The 16,962-nt window shown below is 65.4% G+C and carries 16 protein-coding genes; 7 read left to right on the top strand and 9 right to left on the bottom strand.

The annotated features are described in order from the left end of the window. Positions 1-77: 77 nt before the first annotated feature. Positions 78-1,262: a class C beta-lactamase gene (ampC, locus tag LPA45_RS20535; RefSeq protein WP_317924884.1), complete on the top strand. Its 1,185-nt coding sequence runs from the start codon at positions 78-80 to the stop codon at positions 1,260-1,262. Between the two features lie 76 nt (positions 1,263-1,338). Here ampC and LPA45_RS20530 read toward each other — a convergent pair whose 3' ends face one another. The 3 genes from LPA45_RS20530 to LPA45_RS20520 all read right to left on the bottom strand — a co-directional run bounded on the left by LPA45_RS20530 (position 1,339) and on the right by LPA45_RS20520 (position 5,007). Continuing rightward, positions 1,339-3,123: an acyl-CoA dehydrogenase gene (locus tag LPA45_RS20530; protein WP_116322130.1), complete on the bottom strand. Its 1,785-nt coding sequence runs from the start codon at positions 3,121-3,123 to the stop codon at positions 1,339-1,341. 219 nt (positions 3,124-3,342) lie between these two features. Next, positions 3,343-4,278: an AraC family transcriptional regulator gene (locus LPA45_RS20525; RefSeq protein ID WP_116322202.1), complete on the bottom strand. Its 936-nt coding sequence runs from the start codon at positions 4,276-4,278 to the stop codon at positions 3,343-3,345. Positions 4,279-4,485: 207 nt separating this feature from the next. Continuing rightward, positions 4,486-5,007: a MarR family winged helix-turn-helix transcriptional regulator gene (locus LPA45_RS20520; protein WP_116322129.1), complete on the bottom strand. Its 522-nt coding sequence runs from the start codon at positions 5,005-5,007 to the stop codon at positions 4,486-4,488. Positions 5,008-5,312: 305 nt separating this feature from the next. On the opposite strand from LPA45_RS20520, the gene LPA45_RS20515 reads away from it, so the two are divergent. Then, positions 5,313-5,483: a hypothetical protein gene (locus tag LPA45_RS20515; protein ID WP_158577722.1), complete on the top strand. Its 171-nt coding sequence runs from the start codon at positions 5,313-5,315 to the stop codon at positions 5,481-5,483. 34 nt (positions 5,484-5,517) lie between these two features. Next, positions 5,518-5,910 carry a hypothetical protein gene (locus LPA45_RS20510; RefSeq protein WP_147316279.1) on the top strand — a complete coding sequence of 131 codons (393 nt, stop codon included), beginning with the start codon at positions 5,518-5,520 and terminating at the stop codon, positions 5,908-5,910. Positions 5,911-6,010: 100 nt separating this feature from the next. Here the strand turns inward: LPA45_RS20510 and LPA45_RS20505 are convergent, their stop codons facing one another. Next, positions 6,011-7,390, bottom strand: coding sequence for an MFS transporter (locus tag LPA45_RS20505; protein ID WP_116322127.1), 1,380 nt, complete (start codon positions 7,388-7,390; stop codon positions 6,011-6,013). Between the two features lie 378 nt (positions 7,391-7,768). Here LPA45_RS20505 and LPA45_RS20500 point away from each other — a divergent pair, with 378 nt between their 5' ends. Then, complete coding sequence (locus tag LPA45_RS20500; RefSeq protein WP_116322201.1) at positions 7,769-8,527, top strand: SDR family oxidoreductase; 759 nt, start codon at positions 7,769-7,771, stop codon at positions 8,525-8,527. Positions 8,528-8,609: 82 nt separating this feature from the next. Here LPA45_RS20500 and uraD read toward each other — a convergent pair whose 3' ends face one another. After that, positions 8,610-9,134 (bottom strand): 2-oxo-4-hydroxy-4-carboxy-5-ureidoimidazoline decarboxylase, encoded by a 525-nt coding sequence (gene uraD / locus LPA45_RS20495; RefSeq protein WP_116322126.1) that lies wholly within the window; start codon positions 9,132-9,134, stop codon positions 8,610-8,612. Positions 9,135-9,299: 165 nt separating this feature from the next. Then, entirely contained in the window at positions 9,300-10,256 is a 957-nt protein-coding gene (locus LPA45_RS20490; RefSeq protein ID WP_116322125.1) for a LysR family transcriptional regulator, read from the bottom strand. 400 nt (positions 10,257-10,656) lie between these two features. Here LPA45_RS20490 and LPA45_RS20485 point away from each other — a divergent pair, with 400 nt between their 5' ends. From LPA45_RS20485 to uraH, 3 genes are read left to right on the top strand one after another with little or no spacing between them, the layout of a single operon-like run. Continuing rightward, positions 10,657-11,997 carry an MFS transporter gene (locus LPA45_RS20485; RefSeq protein WP_116322124.1) on the top strand — a complete coding sequence of 447 codons (1,341 nt, stop codon included), beginning with the start codon at positions 10,657-10,659 and terminating at the stop codon, positions 11,995-11,997. 1 nt (position 11,998) lies between these two features. Then, complete coding sequence (locus LPA45_RS20480; RefSeq protein ID WP_116322123.1) at positions 11,999-12,520, top strand: hydroxyisourate hydrolase; 522 nt, start codon at positions 11,999-12,001, stop codon at positions 12,518-12,520. A gap of 30 nt (positions 12,521-12,550) precedes the next feature. Continuing rightward, positions 12,551-12,886 carry a hydroxyisourate hydrolase gene (gene uraH, locus LPA45_RS20475; protein ID WP_116322122.1) on the top strand — a complete coding sequence of 112 codons (336 nt, stop codon included), beginning with the start codon at positions 12,551-12,553 and terminating at the stop codon, positions 12,884-12,886. A gap of 23 nt (positions 12,887-12,909) precedes the next feature. On the opposite strand, the gene LPA45_RS20470 is transcribed toward uraH, so the two are convergent. From LPA45_RS20470 to LPA45_RS20460, 3 genes are all read right to left on the bottom strand, one after another. Continuing rightward, positions 12,910-14,298: a hypothetical protein gene (locus LPA45_RS20470; RefSeq protein WP_317924878.1), complete on the bottom strand. Its 1,389-nt coding sequence runs from the start codon at positions 14,296-14,298 to the stop codon at positions 12,910-12,912. 13 nt (positions 14,299-14,311) lie between these two features. Further along, positions 14,312-14,758, bottom strand: a complete 447-nt coding sequence (locus tag LPA45_RS20465; RefSeq protein ID WP_317924877.1) for a DUF305 domain-containing protein — start codon at positions 14,756-14,758, stop codon at positions 14,312-14,314. Between the two features lie 514 nt (positions 14,759-15,272). Beyond that, complete coding sequence (locus tag LPA45_RS20460) at positions 15,273-16,799, bottom strand: Fic family protein (RefSeq protein WP_116322119.1); 1,527 nt, start codon at positions 16,797-16,799, stop codon at positions 15,273-15,275. Between the last annotated feature and the right edge of the window lie 163 nt (positions 16,800-16,962).

Here is a 16,962-nt window from a genome sequence, read left to right as displayed (position 1 = left end):
GGGCGTGGCCATTGTGCAAGCCGCGCGCAGACGCGTATATTCCTCGCGGTTTGCCGACACTCCTTCCACTGCCTGACATGAAGATCCTTGCCCCCACGCGCCTCGCGGCGCTTGCCGCCGCCGGCCTGCTGTGCACGCCGGCCACGTACGCCGCCGACAAGGCCGACCCGCGCCAGCTCGAACGCGCCGTCAACGAGGCGATCGCGCCGATGATGAAGGCGCACAACATACCGGGCATGGCCATCGCGGTGACGGCCGGCGGCAAGCAGTATTTCTTCAACTATGGCGTGACCGCGAAGCGGGGCGGCAAGCCCGTCACCGAGTCGACCCTGTTCGAGATCGGCTCGGTCAGCAAGACCTTCACGGCGACGCTGGCGGGCTATGCGCAGGCGCGCGGTGCCATGTCGCTGTCGGATCCCGCCGGCAAGTACCTGCCGGCGCTTGCCGGCAGCGCCCTGGGCACGACCAGCCTGCTGGACCTTGGCACCTACGCGGCCGGCGGCCTGCCGCTGCAGTTTCCCGAGGCGGTCAACAATCCGCAGGCAATGGTCGATTACTTCAGGGCCTGGCAACCCGCCTACGCGGCTGGAACCCATCGACGTTACTCGAACCCCAGCATCGGCCTGTTCGGCTACCTCGCCGCGCGCAGCCTGGGCGAGCCGTTCGATGACCTGATGGAGAAGACCCTGTTTCCGGCGTTCGGCCTGAAACGTACCTATATCCGGGTGCCGAAGCCGTTGATGGCGGACTACGCATGGGGTTACACCAAGGACGACAAGCCGACCCGCGTGACGCCGGGCGTACTGGATTCCGAAGCCTACGGCGTGAAGACGACGTCGGCCGACATGATCCGCTTCGTCGAGGCCAACCTGTCGCCGGCGGGGCTTGACGACAAGATGCAGCGCGCCATCGCCACCGCGCGTACCGGCTACTTCAAGGTCGGCAGCATGGTGCAGGGGCTGGGATGGGAGATGTATGCCTATCCGACGCCGGTCAGCGCCATCCTCGCGGGCAGCTCGCCGCAGGTGGTATTCGAGGCCAACAAGGTCGACAGGCTGGAGCCGCCGCAGGCACAAAGCGCCGATGTGCTGGTCAACAAGACCGGGTCGACCAACGGGTTTGGCGCCTACGTCGTGTTCGTGCCGGCCAAACGCATCGGGCTGGTGATGCTCGGCAACAAGAACATGCCGGTGCCGGCGCGGGTGGAAGCGGCGTATCACATCCTGACGGTGCTGGACGCCGCGCTGGCGGCAAAACGCTAGGTACACAACCGCCAGTCGCTGCCAGAAAAAAGGGCGGCCCGAAGGCCGCCCTTGTCTGCTGCGCGCCCGGGCGCCGTCAGAACTGCTCGGCCGTCAGCGCATTGACCGGCGCAGCACCGCCAACGACAGCATCGCGCAGCGCCGTTGCCTGCGACAGGATGTGCTGTGCGAAGAAATGCGCGGTGGCGATCTTGGCGTCGTGGAAGCCCGGATCCTCGGCCCGCTTCGCATCCGCGGCCAGCATCGCCCGGCCCAGCTGCCAGCCCGAGAACACGATGCCGCAAAGCTTCAGGTACGGCACGCTGCCGGCGAACACGGCATTCGGGTCCGACTTGGCATTGGCCACCACAAACTCGACCACCGCTTCCAGCGCCGCGCGGCCATTGGCCAGCTGCGCCTGGACCGCGGTGAAGGCCGCGCCGCCATGCCGGCCCAGCGCGGCCTCGGTCTCGGCGATCTGCGCGCAGATCGCGCGCGCCACGGCGCCGCCGTCACGCACGGTCTTGCGGCCGACCAGGTCGTTGGCCTGGATGGCCGTGGTGCCTTCGTAGATCGGCAGGATGCGGGCGTCGCGGTAGTGCTGCGCCGCGCCGGTTTCCTCGATGAAGCCCATGCCGCCGTGCACCTGCACGCCGAGGCTGGTGACGTCGATCGACAGTTCGGTGCTCCAGCCCTTGACCACCGGCACCAGGAATTCATAGAACGCCTGGTTCTGCTTGCGCACGGCTTCGTCGGGATGCTGGTGCGCAGTGTCGCTGGCGGCCGCGGCCACATAGGCGACGGCGCGGGCGCCTTCGGTCAGCGCGCGCATCGTCATCAGCATGCGCTTGACGTCGGGGTGGTGGATGATGGTGACGGCCTCGCGCGCCGAGCCGTCGACCGGGCGGCTTTGCACGCGCTCGCGCGCATATCCCACGGCCTGCTGGTAGGCACGCTCGGACACCGCGACGCCCTGCATGCCGACCGCGAAGCGGGCCGAGTTCATCATGATGAACATGTACTCCAGGCCGCGGTTCTCTTCACCCACCAGCGTACCGATGGCGCCGCCGTGGTCGCCGAACTGCAGCACGGCGGTCGGGCTGGCCTTGATGCCGAGCTTGTGCTCGATCGACACGCACTGCACGTCGTTGCGCTCGCCCAGGCTGCCGTCGGCATTGACCAGGAACTTGGGCACGATGAACAGCGAGATGCCCTTGACGCCCTCGGGCGCATCGGGCGTACGGGCCAGCACCAGATGGACGATGTTCTTCGCCATGTCGTGCTCGCCGTAGGTGATGAAGATCTTGGTGCCGAAAACCTTGTAGGTGCCGTCGCCCTGCGGCTCGGCGCGGGTGCGCACGGCGGCCAGGTCCGAGCCCGCCTGCGGCTCGGTCAGGTTCATGGTGCCGGTCCACTCGCCATTGATCAGCTTGGGCAGGAAGGCGGCCTTCTGTTCGTCCGAGCCGGCGGTCAGCAGGGCTTCGATGGCGCCGTCGGTCAGCAGCGGGCACAGCGCGAACGAGAGGTTGGCGCTGTTCAGCATTTCGATACAGGCGGTGGAGATCAGCTTGGGCAGGCCCTGGCCGCCAAACTCCTGCGGATGCAGCACGCCCTGCCAGCCGCCTTCGCCGAACTGGCGGAAGGCGTCCTTGAAGCCGGGTGTCGTGGTGACCACGCCATCCTTCCAGCTGCTCGGATCCAGGTCGCCGGTACGGTTGAGCGGCGTCAACACCTGTTCGTTGAACTTGGCGGCTTCGTCGAGCACGGCCCCGGCCGTTTCCGGCGTGGCTTCCTCGAAGCCGGGCAGGCCGCTGACAGCTTCAAGACCTGCGAGCTCGTTCATCACGAACAACATGTCTTTGAGCGGGGCACGGTAGGTCATGGATGTCTCCTGTCTGTACGTCTGTAAGCTTGTTTGGGGTGGCGCGCAAGGCATGGCGCCTGGCCGCAACGCGGGCCGATATGAGATCGTACCGCCGGAAGCGCCGGGCGCGGTTACCCAATGCTGCCCATTCATTGACGAAACCTGCCGCCCTGCACAAACCGGCGCGCGGGGATGCCCCACTGGCCGGCCGCTGCCGCCACCGGGTGGCAGCATTTGTCAGGCGTGCGCGGGCATGGTCCGGTAGGCCTTGGGCGTGCTGCCGGTCCAGTTGCGGAAGGCGCGATGAAAGGCGGTGGGGTTGTCGAAGCCGATATCGAAGGCGATTGCCGCGATGGCGTCCGTGGTGCGCGTCAGCCGCTGGATGGCGATGTCCCGGCGCACCTCGTCCTTGATGGCCTGGAAGGTGGTGCCCTCGGCGGTGAGCCGGCGGCACAGCGTGCGGACGGAGAAGTGCAGGTCCTGCGCCACCGCCTCGATGGTCGGCGTCGCCGGCAGGCAGTCGGCCAGGTACTGGCGCACATGGTGGCACACCATCTGGTCGGCGAACGCGACGAAGATCCAGTCTTCGGGCGCGCGCGCCAGGAATTTCTGCAGGTCGGCCTTGCGCCGGCGGACCGGCATGTCCAGGTAGGCTTCGTCGAACCTGAGCAGCGTCTGGCGGCCGCCAAACTGCACCGGGCCGGGAAACAGGTACAGGGAATCGCTGGCGCGCGGCGGCCGCGGGAAATCGAACTCCACCCTGACCAGCGGAATGCGCCTGCCGATCAGCCATGACGCGACCCCGTGGACCAGCTTGAGCATCAGCTCGCAGCCCAGCGCGCTGACGCCGGGGCCGGCCGGGTCGGCCCGTAGCATGACATCGCCGAAGCCGTCATCACGCCCGGATTCAAGCCGGAAATCGTCCAGGATCAGGTGGAAGAACTGGCCGAAGCGGCGCAGCGCCACCTCCAGCCGCGGGGCATCCAGCAAGCTCAGGCACAGGTACTTGAGCGTGCCGTTGCGCAGCGGCCGGCTGAAGATGCCCGGCATCTCGTCGTCCAGTTCCATGGCGAGTTCGCGGTAGAGCGTGGAAAACTGTTCCTCGGTCACGCGGGCAGCCGGCGCCTGCAACAGGCCGCCCGGGATCCCCGCACGCTCCGCCAGCCGCGCCATGGCGGCCGGATCGGCACCGGACAGGAAGCCGTTGACCAGCGAAATGGGGACGGTGGCGGTGAACTGGGTCAATGTTGCAGGGCCGGTAAGACGGTCCGGCCGGAAGCGGGGGCGGGCCGGGTCGTGGCATATTTTGTCATACCCGGGAAGGCTTGGGCGGCCCCTTCGGCGTGGCCGTGCCGCCCGTGTCGAGCGCTGTGGCCGCGGTCAGTCCTGCGCGGAACGTACCGGTTCCTCCGGCGCCTGCACGCCCGGGTCCGCGTCCATGTGGACGCCGGCCAGGCCGGCATTGAGCTGGTTCAGGAAATGCACCAGCGAAACCTTGTCATCAAAGCGGAAACTCGCCAATGCCTGGCGGTAGAACTCATAGATCCGCGGTTGCAGGCCGTTCCAGAACTCGCGCCCCTTCGGCGTCAGCACGACCTTCTTGGCGCGGCGGTCCACCGTGTCGGCGACGCGTTGGACATGCTTTTCCCGCTCCAGCCGCTTGAGTACGCCATCGAGGCTCTGCCGGCTCACCACCAGGTATTCCGTCAACTCCGAGAATGACATGCCTTCCGGCACCTGCGGCCGCGACAGCGCCCCGAGCACCGACCATTGCACGGTGGTGATGCCGAGCGACTTGCTCGTCTGCCGGTCCAGCGTATTGCCAGCCTGGAACAGCCGGAAGAACAGCCGGTTATGGACGGAGACGTCGGATGGGTCGTAGGTTGAATCGGGTTTGGTCATGGTGTGGGATCGACACTGGCCGCCCTGGGGCTTGCCATGGGTGTGCCTATTCTAAGGCGGCGCGGAGCACACACGTGCGCGGGGTGAAGGGTGGGGTGGGCGCGGGGGGCTGCAGCAGGGCTCGCAGGGATGTGTATCAAAGCCAACTTTTACTGCATTTGAGCAAGGATCTTGATCATTATTTCTCGATGTAAGCAGCATATTTAGCCATTGTGGCGGATTCATAGGTAAAGATAAGTAATGATATTGACGTACACACGCGGCGTGCCTAGTATCTCCCGGACGCCTGCCATAAAAGTTCAGCCATGACCATCACGCTCCACCACGCCCGCGATGCCGCCGTCCTGACCATCGACCGCCCCGCCGGCCTGCGGGCGCAAGCGGATCTGTTCGTGCAGACGGCCCGGACTGCCGGCGCGAGCGAAGGCATCGCCGCCTTCGTCGTAAAGCGTCCGTCGCGCTTCCTCGGCCGCTGAGCGGTCGGTTCTCCGGCGCGCTGGGACACAAATCATGGAAGTGGCACAAGCCGTGCGACCCCAACGGACTACACAGCCGGAAATGGGCATCGCCGACATGCTCCATCACATCCGCGCCGCGGCCCGCACAATCCAGGCCGAGGCCAGGCGCCAATGGCCCGGCGACGCCAACGCGGTGACCCGCCGCCTCAGCCGCCTGCTGACGCTGGCCATGCGGCAGCAATCCGCGCTGGATATCGCCGTGATCCTGGGCAGCGCCGCCGAGCTTCGCTATTTCCCGGACGACGCGGCCCTGGAGCGGTGTACCAGCATGGTCGAGTCCCATGGCGGCAAGGCCATGCGCGCGGTGGTCTGGGCGGTGCGGCATCGGCGCGTGCGGGCCGGCGCTACCATCACCCGGCGCTTTATCGTCGACGCCGTCGACTGACCTCAAAAAAAATGGCGGGCCCCGGCATCGTGCCGGGCCCGCCATCTGTTCCATCTGTTTCCAGCGGCGCACCGAGGCGCCGCCCGCCAGCAAGACTCCCTTAGCTGCGCGCTTCAGCCACGGCCGGCATCACCGATGCCGGCGCCGGGCTTGCCGCCTCATCGGCATGCTGCGCGGATGCCGACAGCCTGTGGTTGATGCACGCCAGTGCCAGCGCGCCCACGATGCCCGCCGCGCCGATGACCAGGAAGTTCTGCGCCAGCGGCAACTGCAGCGAAACGATCAGCCCGATCAGTACCGGCGCCGCGATGGCACCCAGGCGTCCGATGCCAGAGGCCATGCCCACGCCCGTCGAACGGATCGACACCGGATAAAACTGGCCGCTATACGCATACGCGACGATCTGCGCGCCGGTGGTGCAGGCCCCTACCGCGCCGATCAGCAGGTAGAGCATCTCGGTCGAGGTCTTGAACGTCATCAGGTACAGGAACGCGGCGCCGAGCGCGTACATCACCACCAGCACCCACTTGATATGGAAGCGGTCGGCCAGCCAGCCGCCGCCAATCGCTCCGACCACCGCGCCCACGTTCAGCGCGATCACGAAGCTGAGCGCCGAGCCCAGGCTGTAGCCCGACATCGCCATCAGCTTGGTCAGCCAGGTGCTGAGCGCATAGACCATGAACAGGCCGGTGAAGAAGGCGATCCAGAACATGATCGTGCTGAAGCCACGCCCGTCCTGGAACAGGCGGGCCACCGGCACGCCGGTTGCACGGTCCTGCTGCGGCAAGCGGAAGGTAGCGCCGGCACCCAGCCGCAGTTGCGGATCGATGCGCTGCGCGAGGGCGCGCAGGTCCTTTTCGTTCTGGCGCGACACCAGGAACGACAGCGACTCCGGCATCGTCTTCAGGATGAACGGGATCAGCAGCACCGGCACGCCGGCGGCGAAGAACACGATCTGCCAGCCAAAACCGGCAATGAACTGCTTGCCGATCACCGCGGCCAGGATGCCGCCAATGGCATAGCCGGAAAACATCACCGTGGTCATGAAGCTGCGGATCTTGCGCGGCGAGTACTCCGTCATCTGCGCGACGATGTTCGGCATGACGCCGCCGATGCCAAGGCCGGCGATAAACCGCATCACGCTGAACGAGACCGGATCGTTGGTCAGGCCCGCGGCAGCGGTGAATACGCTGAACAGGAATACGCACAGCGAGATGGTCCAGCGGCGGCCGATCTTGTCGGAAAGGGCGCCCAGGAAGATGGCGCCGAACATCATGCCGAACAGCGCGGAGCTCGCCATGAAGCCGGCCGTCGATGCCGTGACGCCCATCTCCTTCATGATCGACGGCAGGGCGGCGCCTGCGACGGCGATGTCGTAGCCGTCGATGATGATTACCAGCAGGCACCAGGCCAGCACGCGCGCATGGAATCGGTTAAAGCGGGCGTCATCGGCCAGCTTTTGTACATCAATGTGCTGCATCGTATGTCTCCTTCACCAATCTTCTTTTGAACGCTCAACAAGCGGCGAGGCCCTCTGAACCGGCCCCCGGCCTGGGCTGGACGGAATATGGTTGAAGCGAGGTTATACGTCAAGATCATTACTTATTGAATCGGCAAAAACTAGGGTAATTACGGTAAATATGTGCCTATTTCGCCTTTACTAGGTCAATAAGTTGATTTATCAAGGTTGGCGCTGGCGTTAGCTTGGCGCAGCCTGCGCGCGCTGACAGGGGCACCGCTCGCATTGTTGCCAGCCCGGCAACACGATGCGCTCCACCGGGGCCTACCGCCTCCCGCCTCCAGTCACCTAGGATTCCAGCGGGGTCGTCCCAAACTGTTCGAAAAATCGAGGTGCATGATGAAGATTGTCGTAATCGGTGGTACCGGACTGATCGGCAGCAAGGTCGTGGCGCGGCTGAAGGCGAAAGGCCATGAGGTGGTTGCCGCGTCGCCGCAGACGGGTGTGAACGCGCTGACCGGCGAAGGCCTCGCCGAGGCCCTGGCGGGTGCGAAGGTGGTCGTGGATGTCGCCAATTCACCCTCGTTCGAGGACGAGGCCGTGCTGAATTTTTTCAAGACATCCGGGCGCAATCTCGCGGCCGCCGAGAAGGCCGCGGGTGTCGGGCACCATGTTGCGCTGTCGGTGGTGGGCACCGACAAGCTGTCGGAGAGCGGTTACTTCCGTGCAAAAATTGCCCAGGAAGGGCTGATCCGGGAGGCCGGCATTCCCTATACCGTCGTCCGGTCCACGCAGTTCCTCGAGTTCCTGGGCGGAATCGTCCAGTCCGGGGCGGACGGCGATTCCGTGCGCTTGTCCGCCGCGCTGATCCAGCCCATTGCGTCGGACGATGTTGCCGAGGCGGTTGCGGACCGTGCGCTGGCCGCGCCAGTGAATGGCATGGTCGACATTGCCGGGCCGGAACGATGCCGCATGGACGAGCTGGTGCAGCGCTATCTCGACGCCACTGCCGATTCCCGCAAGGTAGTGACCGATCCCAAAGCCCGGTATTTCGGGGCCGCGCTCAAGGACGATACGCTGGTGCCAGAGGGTGAGGCGTGGCTGGGCAAGACCACATTCGAGGCATGGATGGCGCAAAGCCGCGCCGCGCAGCGCTGAACGCCCTGATGCGCGGCGTCTTGTGCACCGGCCGCGCTGTCCGGATGCCCGACCGGCGTCGGGCATCCGTCATGGCATTTTTTCAGGCCAGCGCGCTGAGCCGTGCCTGGAGCCTGCCACGCGTGATCGCGCCGATCTGCGCCAGCGCCTCATCCAGTTCCTGCTGCGTGCTGCGGTCGATACGCCGCTCCAGCGCTGCAAAGATGCCTTCGCGCGTGTAGTGCCGCACGCAGATGATGAAGGGAAAGCCGTGCCGCGCTAGGTAGGCGGCATTCATGCGATCGAGCGTGGCTTCCTGCTGCGCCGACATCGCGTCCAGCCCTGCGCTCTTCTGTTCGGCATTGGAATCCGCGGTCATGGTGCCAGCGCGGATATTGCCGGCGGACAGCATCGGATGCAGGTTCAGGAAATCGCACTGGGATTTCGCATCCAGCTTGCGGATGACATCCATCATCGCATCATGCAGCGCATTGGCCGATGCAAAGGGCCGCTGCGCCCAAGCGCGCTCGGCCGCCAGCGGAAAATGTTCAAACACGCTGCCGAACGCGTGCATAAAGCCGGACTGGTCCAGCGCGTTGACCGGCGCCAGATCGAGTGACTGTGACATGGACTGCTCTCCCGTTAGGCCCGACGCGCAGGCCAGGCATGGAAACCGAATACGGGCCGAGTATAGGAAGCGGGCATGGCCGCGGCGAGGGGCGCGGCCATATAAGACGCATAACAGAATCCGATACCGCTATGGATACCGCTGTGGATACCGCTATGGACACCACTACGCGCGCGCGGCAGGGTCCAGGTCGCGCAGGTCCCGCAGCGCCTGTGATGCGGACGTGAGCATGCCGCGCAGCCACGCATGCGAAGCCGAGCGGTGGCGCGCGGGATGCCAGAGCTGGTAAAAGCGCATGAACGGAAACTCGATTGGCGGCTTGAGCACCGCCACCGGCACATGCTGCGCGTGATAGTTGGCAAAGTGACGGCCCGTGGTCAGGATCAGGTCCGTGCCCGGGATCAGGCTCGGCGCCAGGTTGAAGTAAGGGCAGCTGATGCGGTTGTCCCGGTGCACGCGCATCGTGCTGAGGCCCGTGTCCACCAGCCCGCGCTGGTCGCGCGAGTAGGGCGTGGGCACGATATGCGCCGCGCCCAGGTAGGACTGCGCGGTGAACTTGCCCGGCTGGTTATGCACGCTGTCGGGTGCCACCATGCAGACCACCTCGTCTTCCAGCAAAACCGACAGGTGCAGGTGCTCCGGCGGATTGGGCCAGTTGCCGATCACGATATCGATGGTGCCCTCCGACAGCGCCTGCTCGTAGTCGAACGTAGCGCTCAGCGGAATCGCCGCCAGCCGCGCGTGGGGCGCCATGCGCCGGAATTCCCGCACGACGTGGGCAAAGAAGGGCGGCGCCAGGTAGTCGGGCATGGCTACCGTAAAGCTCTGCTCGGTGGTGGCGGGATCGAAGCGGTCGTCCGATACCAGCAGGTTGTCCAGCGCGCTGAGTGCCGCCTGCGCGTTGCGGGCGAGCTGCAGGGCGCGCTCGGTCGGCACCATGACGTTCTTCTCGCGCGTGAGCAGCGGGTCGTTGAAGATGGCGCGCAGCCGCTTGAGCGCCGAGCTGATGGCGGGCTGCGACTGGTTCAGGCGGATGGCGGTGCGCGAGACGCTCTGCTCGGCAATCAGGATGCACAGCACGCGCAGCAGGTAGGTATCGAAGGGGTCGTCGGCGCGGATCATGCGGAGTCTCGGGCATCTGGTCGGTAAGTCGGCGTGGGCAGCAGGCGGCGCAACCGGTGCGCATTGCTTGCTGCCCATGGCGGATTTGTAGCCTTTTGCGCACCGCACGGCAACGCGGTCGAACCCGCACGCGGCCGGGGTGCCATCGCCAACGGACGCCGTGCGAGCGCGGAAAAGCCAGCCCACTAGGGTAATCCATAGGTCTGCCAACGCGCCCGTCAATAGCCCCGAAACCCGCGCCAGACAAGGCATTCCGACCCATATCCAAGCTGATATAGGGCCTATACCAGCCCCCCCGTTCCGCATTCCGGGCCCGTTCCTATACTTGCACCCAATCCAGCCGCCGCACCATCCCCGGGGCATCGGCTGCAAAACACAAACCGACAAGACAGGAGACTCCATGTCCATCACAAAACAGGGCGTTCCGCTGTTCGCCGGCACGGCGGACGATGCGGAAGCCAGCGTCTTTCGCAAAGTGTCGTGGCGCCTGCTGCCATTCCTTGGCGTGCTGTGGGTGCTCGCGTGGCTGGACCGCGTCAACATCGGCTTCGCCAAGCTGCAGATGCTGGATTCGCTGCGCTTCAGCGAGGCGGTCTACGGCCTGGGTGCCGGCATCTTCTTCCTCGGCTACTTCTTCTTCGAAGTGCCGTCGAACATGCTGCTGCAGAAGATCGGCGCCAAGAAGACGATCATGCGCATCACCATCTGCTGGGGCGTGATCTGCATGCTGCAGACCTATGTCACCACGCCGACGCAGTTCTATATCCTGCGCTTCCTGCTGGGCGCATTCGAGGCGGGCTTCTATCCCGGCGTGATCCTTTACCTGACCTACTGGTATCCGTCCGAGCGGCGCGCCCGCGCCTTCGGCACCTTCATGTCGGCGTCGGCCATCGCAGGTGTGCTTGGCGGCCCGCTGGCCGGCTGGATCATGACCTCGATGGGCGGCGTGCACGGCATGCACGGCTGGCAATGGCTGTTCATCCTGGAAGGCATTCCTTCCGTGCTGGCCGGCATCTTCGCGTGGTTCTACATGACCGACAAGCCGGAGCAGGCCAACTGGCTGACCGACAACGAGAAGCGCGTGGTGCTCGATGCCCTGAAGCGCGACAACGCCACCATGGGCGAGCGTGGGCACGACTGGCGTACGCTGTTCACCAACCGCAAGGTGTGGCTGCTGATCGCCATCTTCTTCTGCCTGCTGTGCGCCAACTCCACGCTGACCTTCTGGATCCCGACCATCATCAAGGAAGTCGGCTTCACCACGCCGATGGCGGTGGGCTGGATCGCGGCGGTGGCCTACCTCTGCGGCGCTGTCGGCATGATCGTCAACGGTGCCCACTCTGACCGCCGCAACGAGGTGCGCTGGCACTTCAGCGGCGCCGCGCTGGTCGGCGGTGCAGCAATGGCCGCGCTGGCCGTGCTGCTGGGCGTGCAGGCGCTGTCGCCGGTGATCACCTTGCTGGCCATGACCGCCGCGCTGGTCGGCACCATGAGCGCGATCCCCGTGTTCTGGCAACTGCCCAACCGCTACCTGGCGGGCAGCGCCGCCGCGGTGGGCGTGGCCCTGATCAATTCCGTCTCCAACCTGGCCGGCTTTGGCGCGCCCTATGTGATGGGCCTGATCAAGACCGCGACCGGCACGGTCAGCAGCGGCCTGTACCTGGTGGCCGCCATCGAAATCCTGGCTGCGGTGCTGGTCCTGTTCGGCATCCGCCGCCTCCATCACAAGCGCGAGGCCTGACATGCACGACGACCACGATCCCGGCTTCAACGCCGCCCGCCGCCGCTTCGGCCTGCAATCGATCACGCTGGGAGGCAGTGCGCTGCTGGCTGGCAACGCATTGGCCGCCAGCCCGGCACCGGCAGCGGCCCCTAACCAGACTTCAGGTCCGGTGCAGCAGGGCGGCCTCAGCCCCCGGCTGACCATGCACGCGCTCGACACCTGGCACGGCACGCCTGCCTCCGGCATGCGCGTGGACATGTACCGCGTCGACGAAGGCCCGCCACGCTTGCTGCAGACGGTCACGCTGGCCGCCAACGGCCGCAGCGAACCGCCGCTGCTGATCGGCGACACCTACCGCACCGGCACCTACGAACTGGTGCTGCACGTGGACGAATATTTCGCGGCCCGCAAGGCCAACCTGCCGCAGCCGCTGTTCCTGTCGAAGATCCCGCTGCGCTTGCGCGTGACGGACGCCAGCCAGCGCATCCACCTGCCCGTGCTGTTCGGGCCGTGGAGCTACAACTACTACCGCGGCAGCTGATGCCGGCGTTGCATTGAAAGGAGACAGATCATGGCAGGCATCAGCACTCACGTACTCGACGTATCGCTTGGCAAACCGATTGCCGGCATGCAGATCGAACTGTTCGACGTCGGCACGCAGCCCCCGAAGCTGATCGCAAAGGCGCGGACCAACAAGGACGGCCGCACCGACACGCCCATGCTTCCCCCCACCCAGGCGCGCACCGGCGATTTCGAACTGCGTTTCCGGGTGGCGGACTACTTCAAGACGCCGGACATCTTCTCCGACATCGTGCCCGTGCGCTTCACCATTGCGGACGCCGCGCAGCACTACCACGTGCCGCTGCTGTGTTCGCCATGGAGCTTCGGCACATATCGGGGCAGTTGAAGCCGGGGCCGCTGAAGCGCAACCTACTGCGTGCTGGTCAGCACGGCACGTGTGGCGGTCGGGGGCGCGTTACCCTCGACCACCAGCAGCGTGGCGGCGGCCGGCTTCTTCCCGGACAGCGCCGACACCGCCTCGCGCATTGGCCCGATGGCGGTGCCATTGGCCGCGCCTGCTGCATTGGTCCTGAAGCTTGCAACCGGAGTCCGTTGTCCCGACACGTAGACGTCATAGACCGTCTGCGGCTTGAGCTGGTAGAGGAACACTTCCAGCGCATCGACCAGGCCGAGGTTGCGCGCCACCACAAAGCCGCGCCCGGCGGCACCGGTCGCCTTCAGCGGAATGTTGATGGGATCGCTGTTTGCACGCGGCGTGAGATTGGCCTTGCCGTCGCCGGCCGGTACGGCGTTGGAAACATAGACCAGGGCCTGCGGTGCCTGTCCCACCGGGGTGCGCGCGATCACGCGGTCGGTGGCGGTATCGATCACGTCGACACCGTCGCCGTTCTCAAGGCCCACGTACATCCTGCTACCGTCGTCGGACGGCCAGATGCCATGCGGCAGCGCGCCGACGGGGATCGTCGCGAGCAGCCGCGGGCTGGCGTCGGTCGTGTAGACCTTGACCGCGTTCTCGCCGCCGACCGTCACGTAGGCGAGCGTGCCGCGCGCGGTCCTGGCAAAGCCGAGGTGATTGGTGATAAAGCCGGTGTCGATCACCCCCTTGACCTGGAGGCTTTGCGTGTCGATGCGGGTGACCTTGCCGACGTCCTTGTGCGTCATCCACACTTCGCTGAAATCCGGGGTGAACTGCAGGAAGGGCGAAAACGGGCTGGCCACGGGAATGCGCCGGACGACCTGGTGCGTGGCGACATCGATCACATCGACCTCGGGCGTAAAGCTGGAAACCACGAAGGCAAGCTTGCCATCGGGATGGAACAGCACCATGCCGGGCCCCGGTGCGGTCGGGATGCGGCGGATTTCCTTGTAGCTGGCCGGGTCGATCACCGAGATATAGTCCTCGCCGCGCACGACCACCCAGGCTTCCTTGCCATCCGCGGTAAAGAAGCCCTCGTGCGGCGAGCGGCCGATATAGGCGATGCCCTTGACCCGGTTCGTGGCGGTATCGATGAACGTTGCCGAGTTCGAGCCATTGGAGACCACGAGCAGCGTCTTGTGATCCGGCGAGAAGCCCAGGCCGTGCACGTTGATCTCGCCCTTGTAGAGCGGCGAAAGGATATCGGGCCGTGCATTGCCAAGGCGGATCTGGCCCAGCAGCGTATTGGTGCCGGGGTCGATGACCGAGACGGTGTTGCTGTTCTGGTCCGCCGTGTAGACGCGGTCGCTGGCGGCAGGCGCCGCGACGGCAAGCGACGATACCGTGCCCAGCACCAGCGCAAGCTGCAATGTCTGCTTCATGTAGAAATTCCTTTCAGTGAGAATTGGCGGGCGCCGGGGTGATGCCTGGCGCGGGCTTCGGATGGCGGGCGAGCCAGGCTTGCATCAGGCGGATTTCGTTTTGCTGGTCGGTAATGATGCCCTGCGCGAGGTTGCGCAGTTCCGGATCGCGGGTGTCGAGCAGCAATGCCTTGGCCATGTCGATGGCCCCCTGGTGATGCGGGATCATCATCGCGACGAAGTCATGGTCCGGCTCGCCGTTCATGGCTGCCGCGCGCATGCCTGCATCCATGACAGCCATGGCGTCGTCCATGCGTTGCGCGAAAGGCTTCGCGGTGCTGGCGACATAGGGTTCCGGCTGCCGCGCCATGGGCGCATGGGCATGACCATCCGGCACCGCAGGCACGCCGCCTGCCAGGCAGGTCGACCCGACCGTCAAGGCCATGGCGGCGAGCACGATAACGGGCAGGGGCTTCTTCATGTGGCGTTCTCCAGGTTGTCGTTGCTACGTCGCAGTAAACAAACCTGGGGCCGGTTTTATTCCATGCAGGCCAAATTTTTTTTTCGCGCTGTCGTCGGGACGCCAACCGCACTGGTACGGCGCGCTTGCCGCCAGGGCTTTGCGATGACGGCGCCAGAGGGCGACGCTCAGGGTTCTCCCCCTCCCATGAGCCTGCCGCCGTTCGCTAAACTGACCTGCCGCCAGCGGCCGGCGAGACGCCAGCATCCTGGCGCTGTGCGAACGCCTGGGCGTATCGCGCCGCACGCTGCAGTATGAACTGGCGGGGACAGGGGGTTAGCCGGAATCGGCAACCGGCGTACCGGGAAATGTACTGAGTCGCAGCGCGTGTGCGAAGGGCGGGGCGGGGCGCAGGGCGCCGCTGCCGGGCAATCAGGGCGTCGGCGCGCCTTTACATGGCCATGCCGGCGCCGCTACGGATATCCGATTTTGGCAAGCGTGCGGCGCCCGAGGCGCCTGGAACACGCGGGCGAAGTCAGGCCGCCTTCGCCGTGGCTTCGAAGTAGTCCGCGAATTCGTCGCGCACCACCTCTTCTATCCGCGCAATCTCCGCATCGGACAACTCGGTGAATTTCGCGCGCTTGCGGTTCGATAGCTCGCCGTGGTTCTGCACGACCAGGTCGATCAGGTTGGTGAGTCGCGGCTGGCGCAGGTCCAGCCATCCTTCGATCCGGGCCACGCTGGCATCGAACGCCTTCAGGTAGCGGATCTCCATCGCAAGGTCTTCCTCGACGCACTGCTGGATGCATTCGAAGACAAACTCGCAAAGCGCTGTCGCATCGAACGACGCATAGAGCCAATAGGGCTGCGGCGACTTGATGAGGATCGTATCGCTGTCCGTGTCCAGGACGTAGTTCAGCAGCCCCGTGCGGGGCGCCGAGTAGTCCTTCAGCAGACCTGCGTAGACCGGCAGGTTCTTCAGCATGCTGGCCGATACTGGCAACACCACCCCTTCCGGCGTCACGCCGGCCTGGCGCAACAGATGGTGGATCAGGAAGCGGTGAAGCCGCCCGTTGCCGTCATAGAACGGGTGGATGTAGACAAAGCCGAATGAAACGCATGCCGCGATGACCAACGGGTGCGCCGCTTTCGTCTTGATCAGGCCAGCAACCTGTGCCAGGCCATCCATCATCGCCTCGACCTGCTGCGGGGGCGGAGGGATGTAGTCGGCGATATTGCGCAGCCGTCCGCCGCGCGAGAGCCAGTTCTGGCGATCGCGATAGGCAAACTCCGCCCGGATCGATGAAATGATCTCGTTCTGCCATTCGCAGAACTGCGCCTCGTCGAGCGGCACCGCGGCACCGGCAAACTCCAGCAGGCGCCTGAACCTGGCGACCCGCTGGTTGTCGGGCAGCTCCTTCTCGATCGAATAGGTCGACCGGGTTTCGGCGAGGTAGAGATAGTCCACCGCGCGGGCGAGGACTTCCGGTTCAAGCCGGTTGATCGCGGCGGCGATCTTGCCCGGAAGGTCCGCGCCGATGAATGCTTCCAGGCGCCCGGTGCGACGTACCAGGGGGCAGAATGCCGCCGGGCCGAGGTGGTTGTTCAGGATGCCGAACTGGGCGTCGAGCTGGCTGGTGCCGGTGACATAGTCCGCTTCGTCCAGCGCCGCAACCCGGGCGGTTCCCGCCGGCAGCTTGTAGTCGAACTCGGCGCCGGCAAGCCACTTCGCGTAGAAGCCGCCGAGCCGGGCATACCGCGAGCCGGGCGAAGCGGCCAGCCACTGGCGCACCTCTTCAACCGCCGCCTGGTGCTCGAATAGCGCAGCGAGTACCGTCAGGTTCAACGGTTCCCTGCGCAACGCAAAAGTAAGGTGGTCGACCGTCGTGTCGTCGCCGCGGTAACGGTTCCTCGGATAGACGGTCTTCACGCTGCCGTCCGCTCCGGTATGCGTGCTCAGCACCCCCGTCTTGTCTGAAAGCTCCGAGGTGGAATGCAGGGGCGGTACGCGAAGCTTGAATTTTGCAATCAGGGCGCTGTAGCCGAGTGGAGCGTGAGCCATAGGCGAACTGCGGTGTGAGGTAATGGATGCATGGTGGATTACCAGAGTTTATACGCGGCTTACCAGTTCGTCTATTTTCGAGGGGATGGCTTACCAGTTTTCATATTACCGCTGCGCATCCCGACCTACCAGATTGCCTATAGGGCTTACCAATCCACCTATC

The organism is Cupriavidus sp. Agwp_2 (assembly GCF_040784895.1).
GTDB lineage: Bacteria > Pseudomonadota > Gammaproteobacteria > Burkholderiales > Burkholderiaceae > Cupriavidus.
The sequence above is the reverse complement of the archived record's forward strand: the minus strand, read 5'-3'. Positions and strand labels throughout refer to the sequence as shown.

Bases quoted from the DNA above. Each gene is read 5' to 3' on its own strand.
- LPA45_RS20490 (WP_116322125.1), bottom strand. From the start codon at position 10,256: ATGATCCGCGCCGACGACCCCTTCGATACCTACCTGCTGCGCGTGCTG.
- LPA45_RS20505 (WP_116322127.1), bottom strand. From the start codon at position 7,390: ATGCAGCACATTGATGTACAAAAGCTGGCCGATGACGCCCGCTTTAAC.
- LPA45_RS20465 (WP_317924877.1), bottom strand. From the start codon at position 14,758: ATGAAGAAGCCCCTGCCCGTTATCGTGCTCGCCGCCATGGCCTTGACG.
- LPA45_RS20460 (WP_116322119.1), bottom strand. From the start codon at position 16,799: ATGGCTCACGCTCCACTCGGCTACAGCGCCCTGATTGCAAAATTCAAG.
- uraH (WP_116322122.1), top strand. From the start codon at position 12,551: ATGGCAGGCATCAGCACTCACGTACTCGACGTATCGCTTGGCAAACCG.
- LPA45_RS20470 (WP_317924878.1), bottom strand. From the start codon at position 14,298: ATGAAGCAGACATTGCAGCTTGCGCTGGTGCTGGGCACGGTATCGTCG.
- ampC (WP_317924884.1), top strand. From the start codon at position 78: ATGAAGATCCTTGCCCCCACGCGCCTCGCGGCGCTTGCCGCCGCCGGC.
- LPA45_RS20480 (WP_116322123.1), top strand. From the start codon at position 11,999: ATGCACGACGACCACGATCCCGGCTTCAACGCCGCCCGCCGCCGCTTC.
- LPA45_RS20485 (WP_116322124.1), top strand. From the start codon at position 10,657: ATGTCCATCACAAAACAGGGCGTTCCGCTGTTCGCCGGCACGGCGGAC.
- LPA45_RS20510 (WP_147316279.1), top strand. From the start codon at position 5,518: ATGGAAGTGGCACAAGCCGTGCGACCCCAACGGACTACACAGCCGGAA.
- LPA45_RS20515 (WP_158577722.1), top strand. From the start codon at position 5,313: ATGACCATCACGCTCCACCACGCCCGCGATGCCGCCGTCCTGACCATC.
- LPA45_RS20530 (WP_116322130.1), bottom strand. From the start codon at position 3,123: ATGACCTACCGTGCCCCGCTCAAAGACATGTTGTTCGTGATGAACGAG.
- LPA45_RS20500 (WP_116322201.1), top strand. From the start codon at position 7,769: ATGAAGATTGTCGTAATCGGTGGTACCGGACTGATCGGCAGCAAGGTC.
- LPA45_RS20525 (WP_116322202.1), bottom strand. From the start codon at position 4,278: ATGGCGCGGCTGGCGGAGCGTGCGGGGATCCCGGGCGGCCTGTTGCAG.
- LPA45_RS20520 (WP_116322129.1), bottom strand. From the start codon at position 5,007: ATGACCAAACCCGATTCAACCTACGACCCATCCGACGTCTCCGTCCAT.
- uraD (WP_116322126.1), bottom strand. From the start codon at position 9,134: ATGTCACAGTCACTCGATCTGGCGCCGGTCAACGCGCTGGACCAGTCC.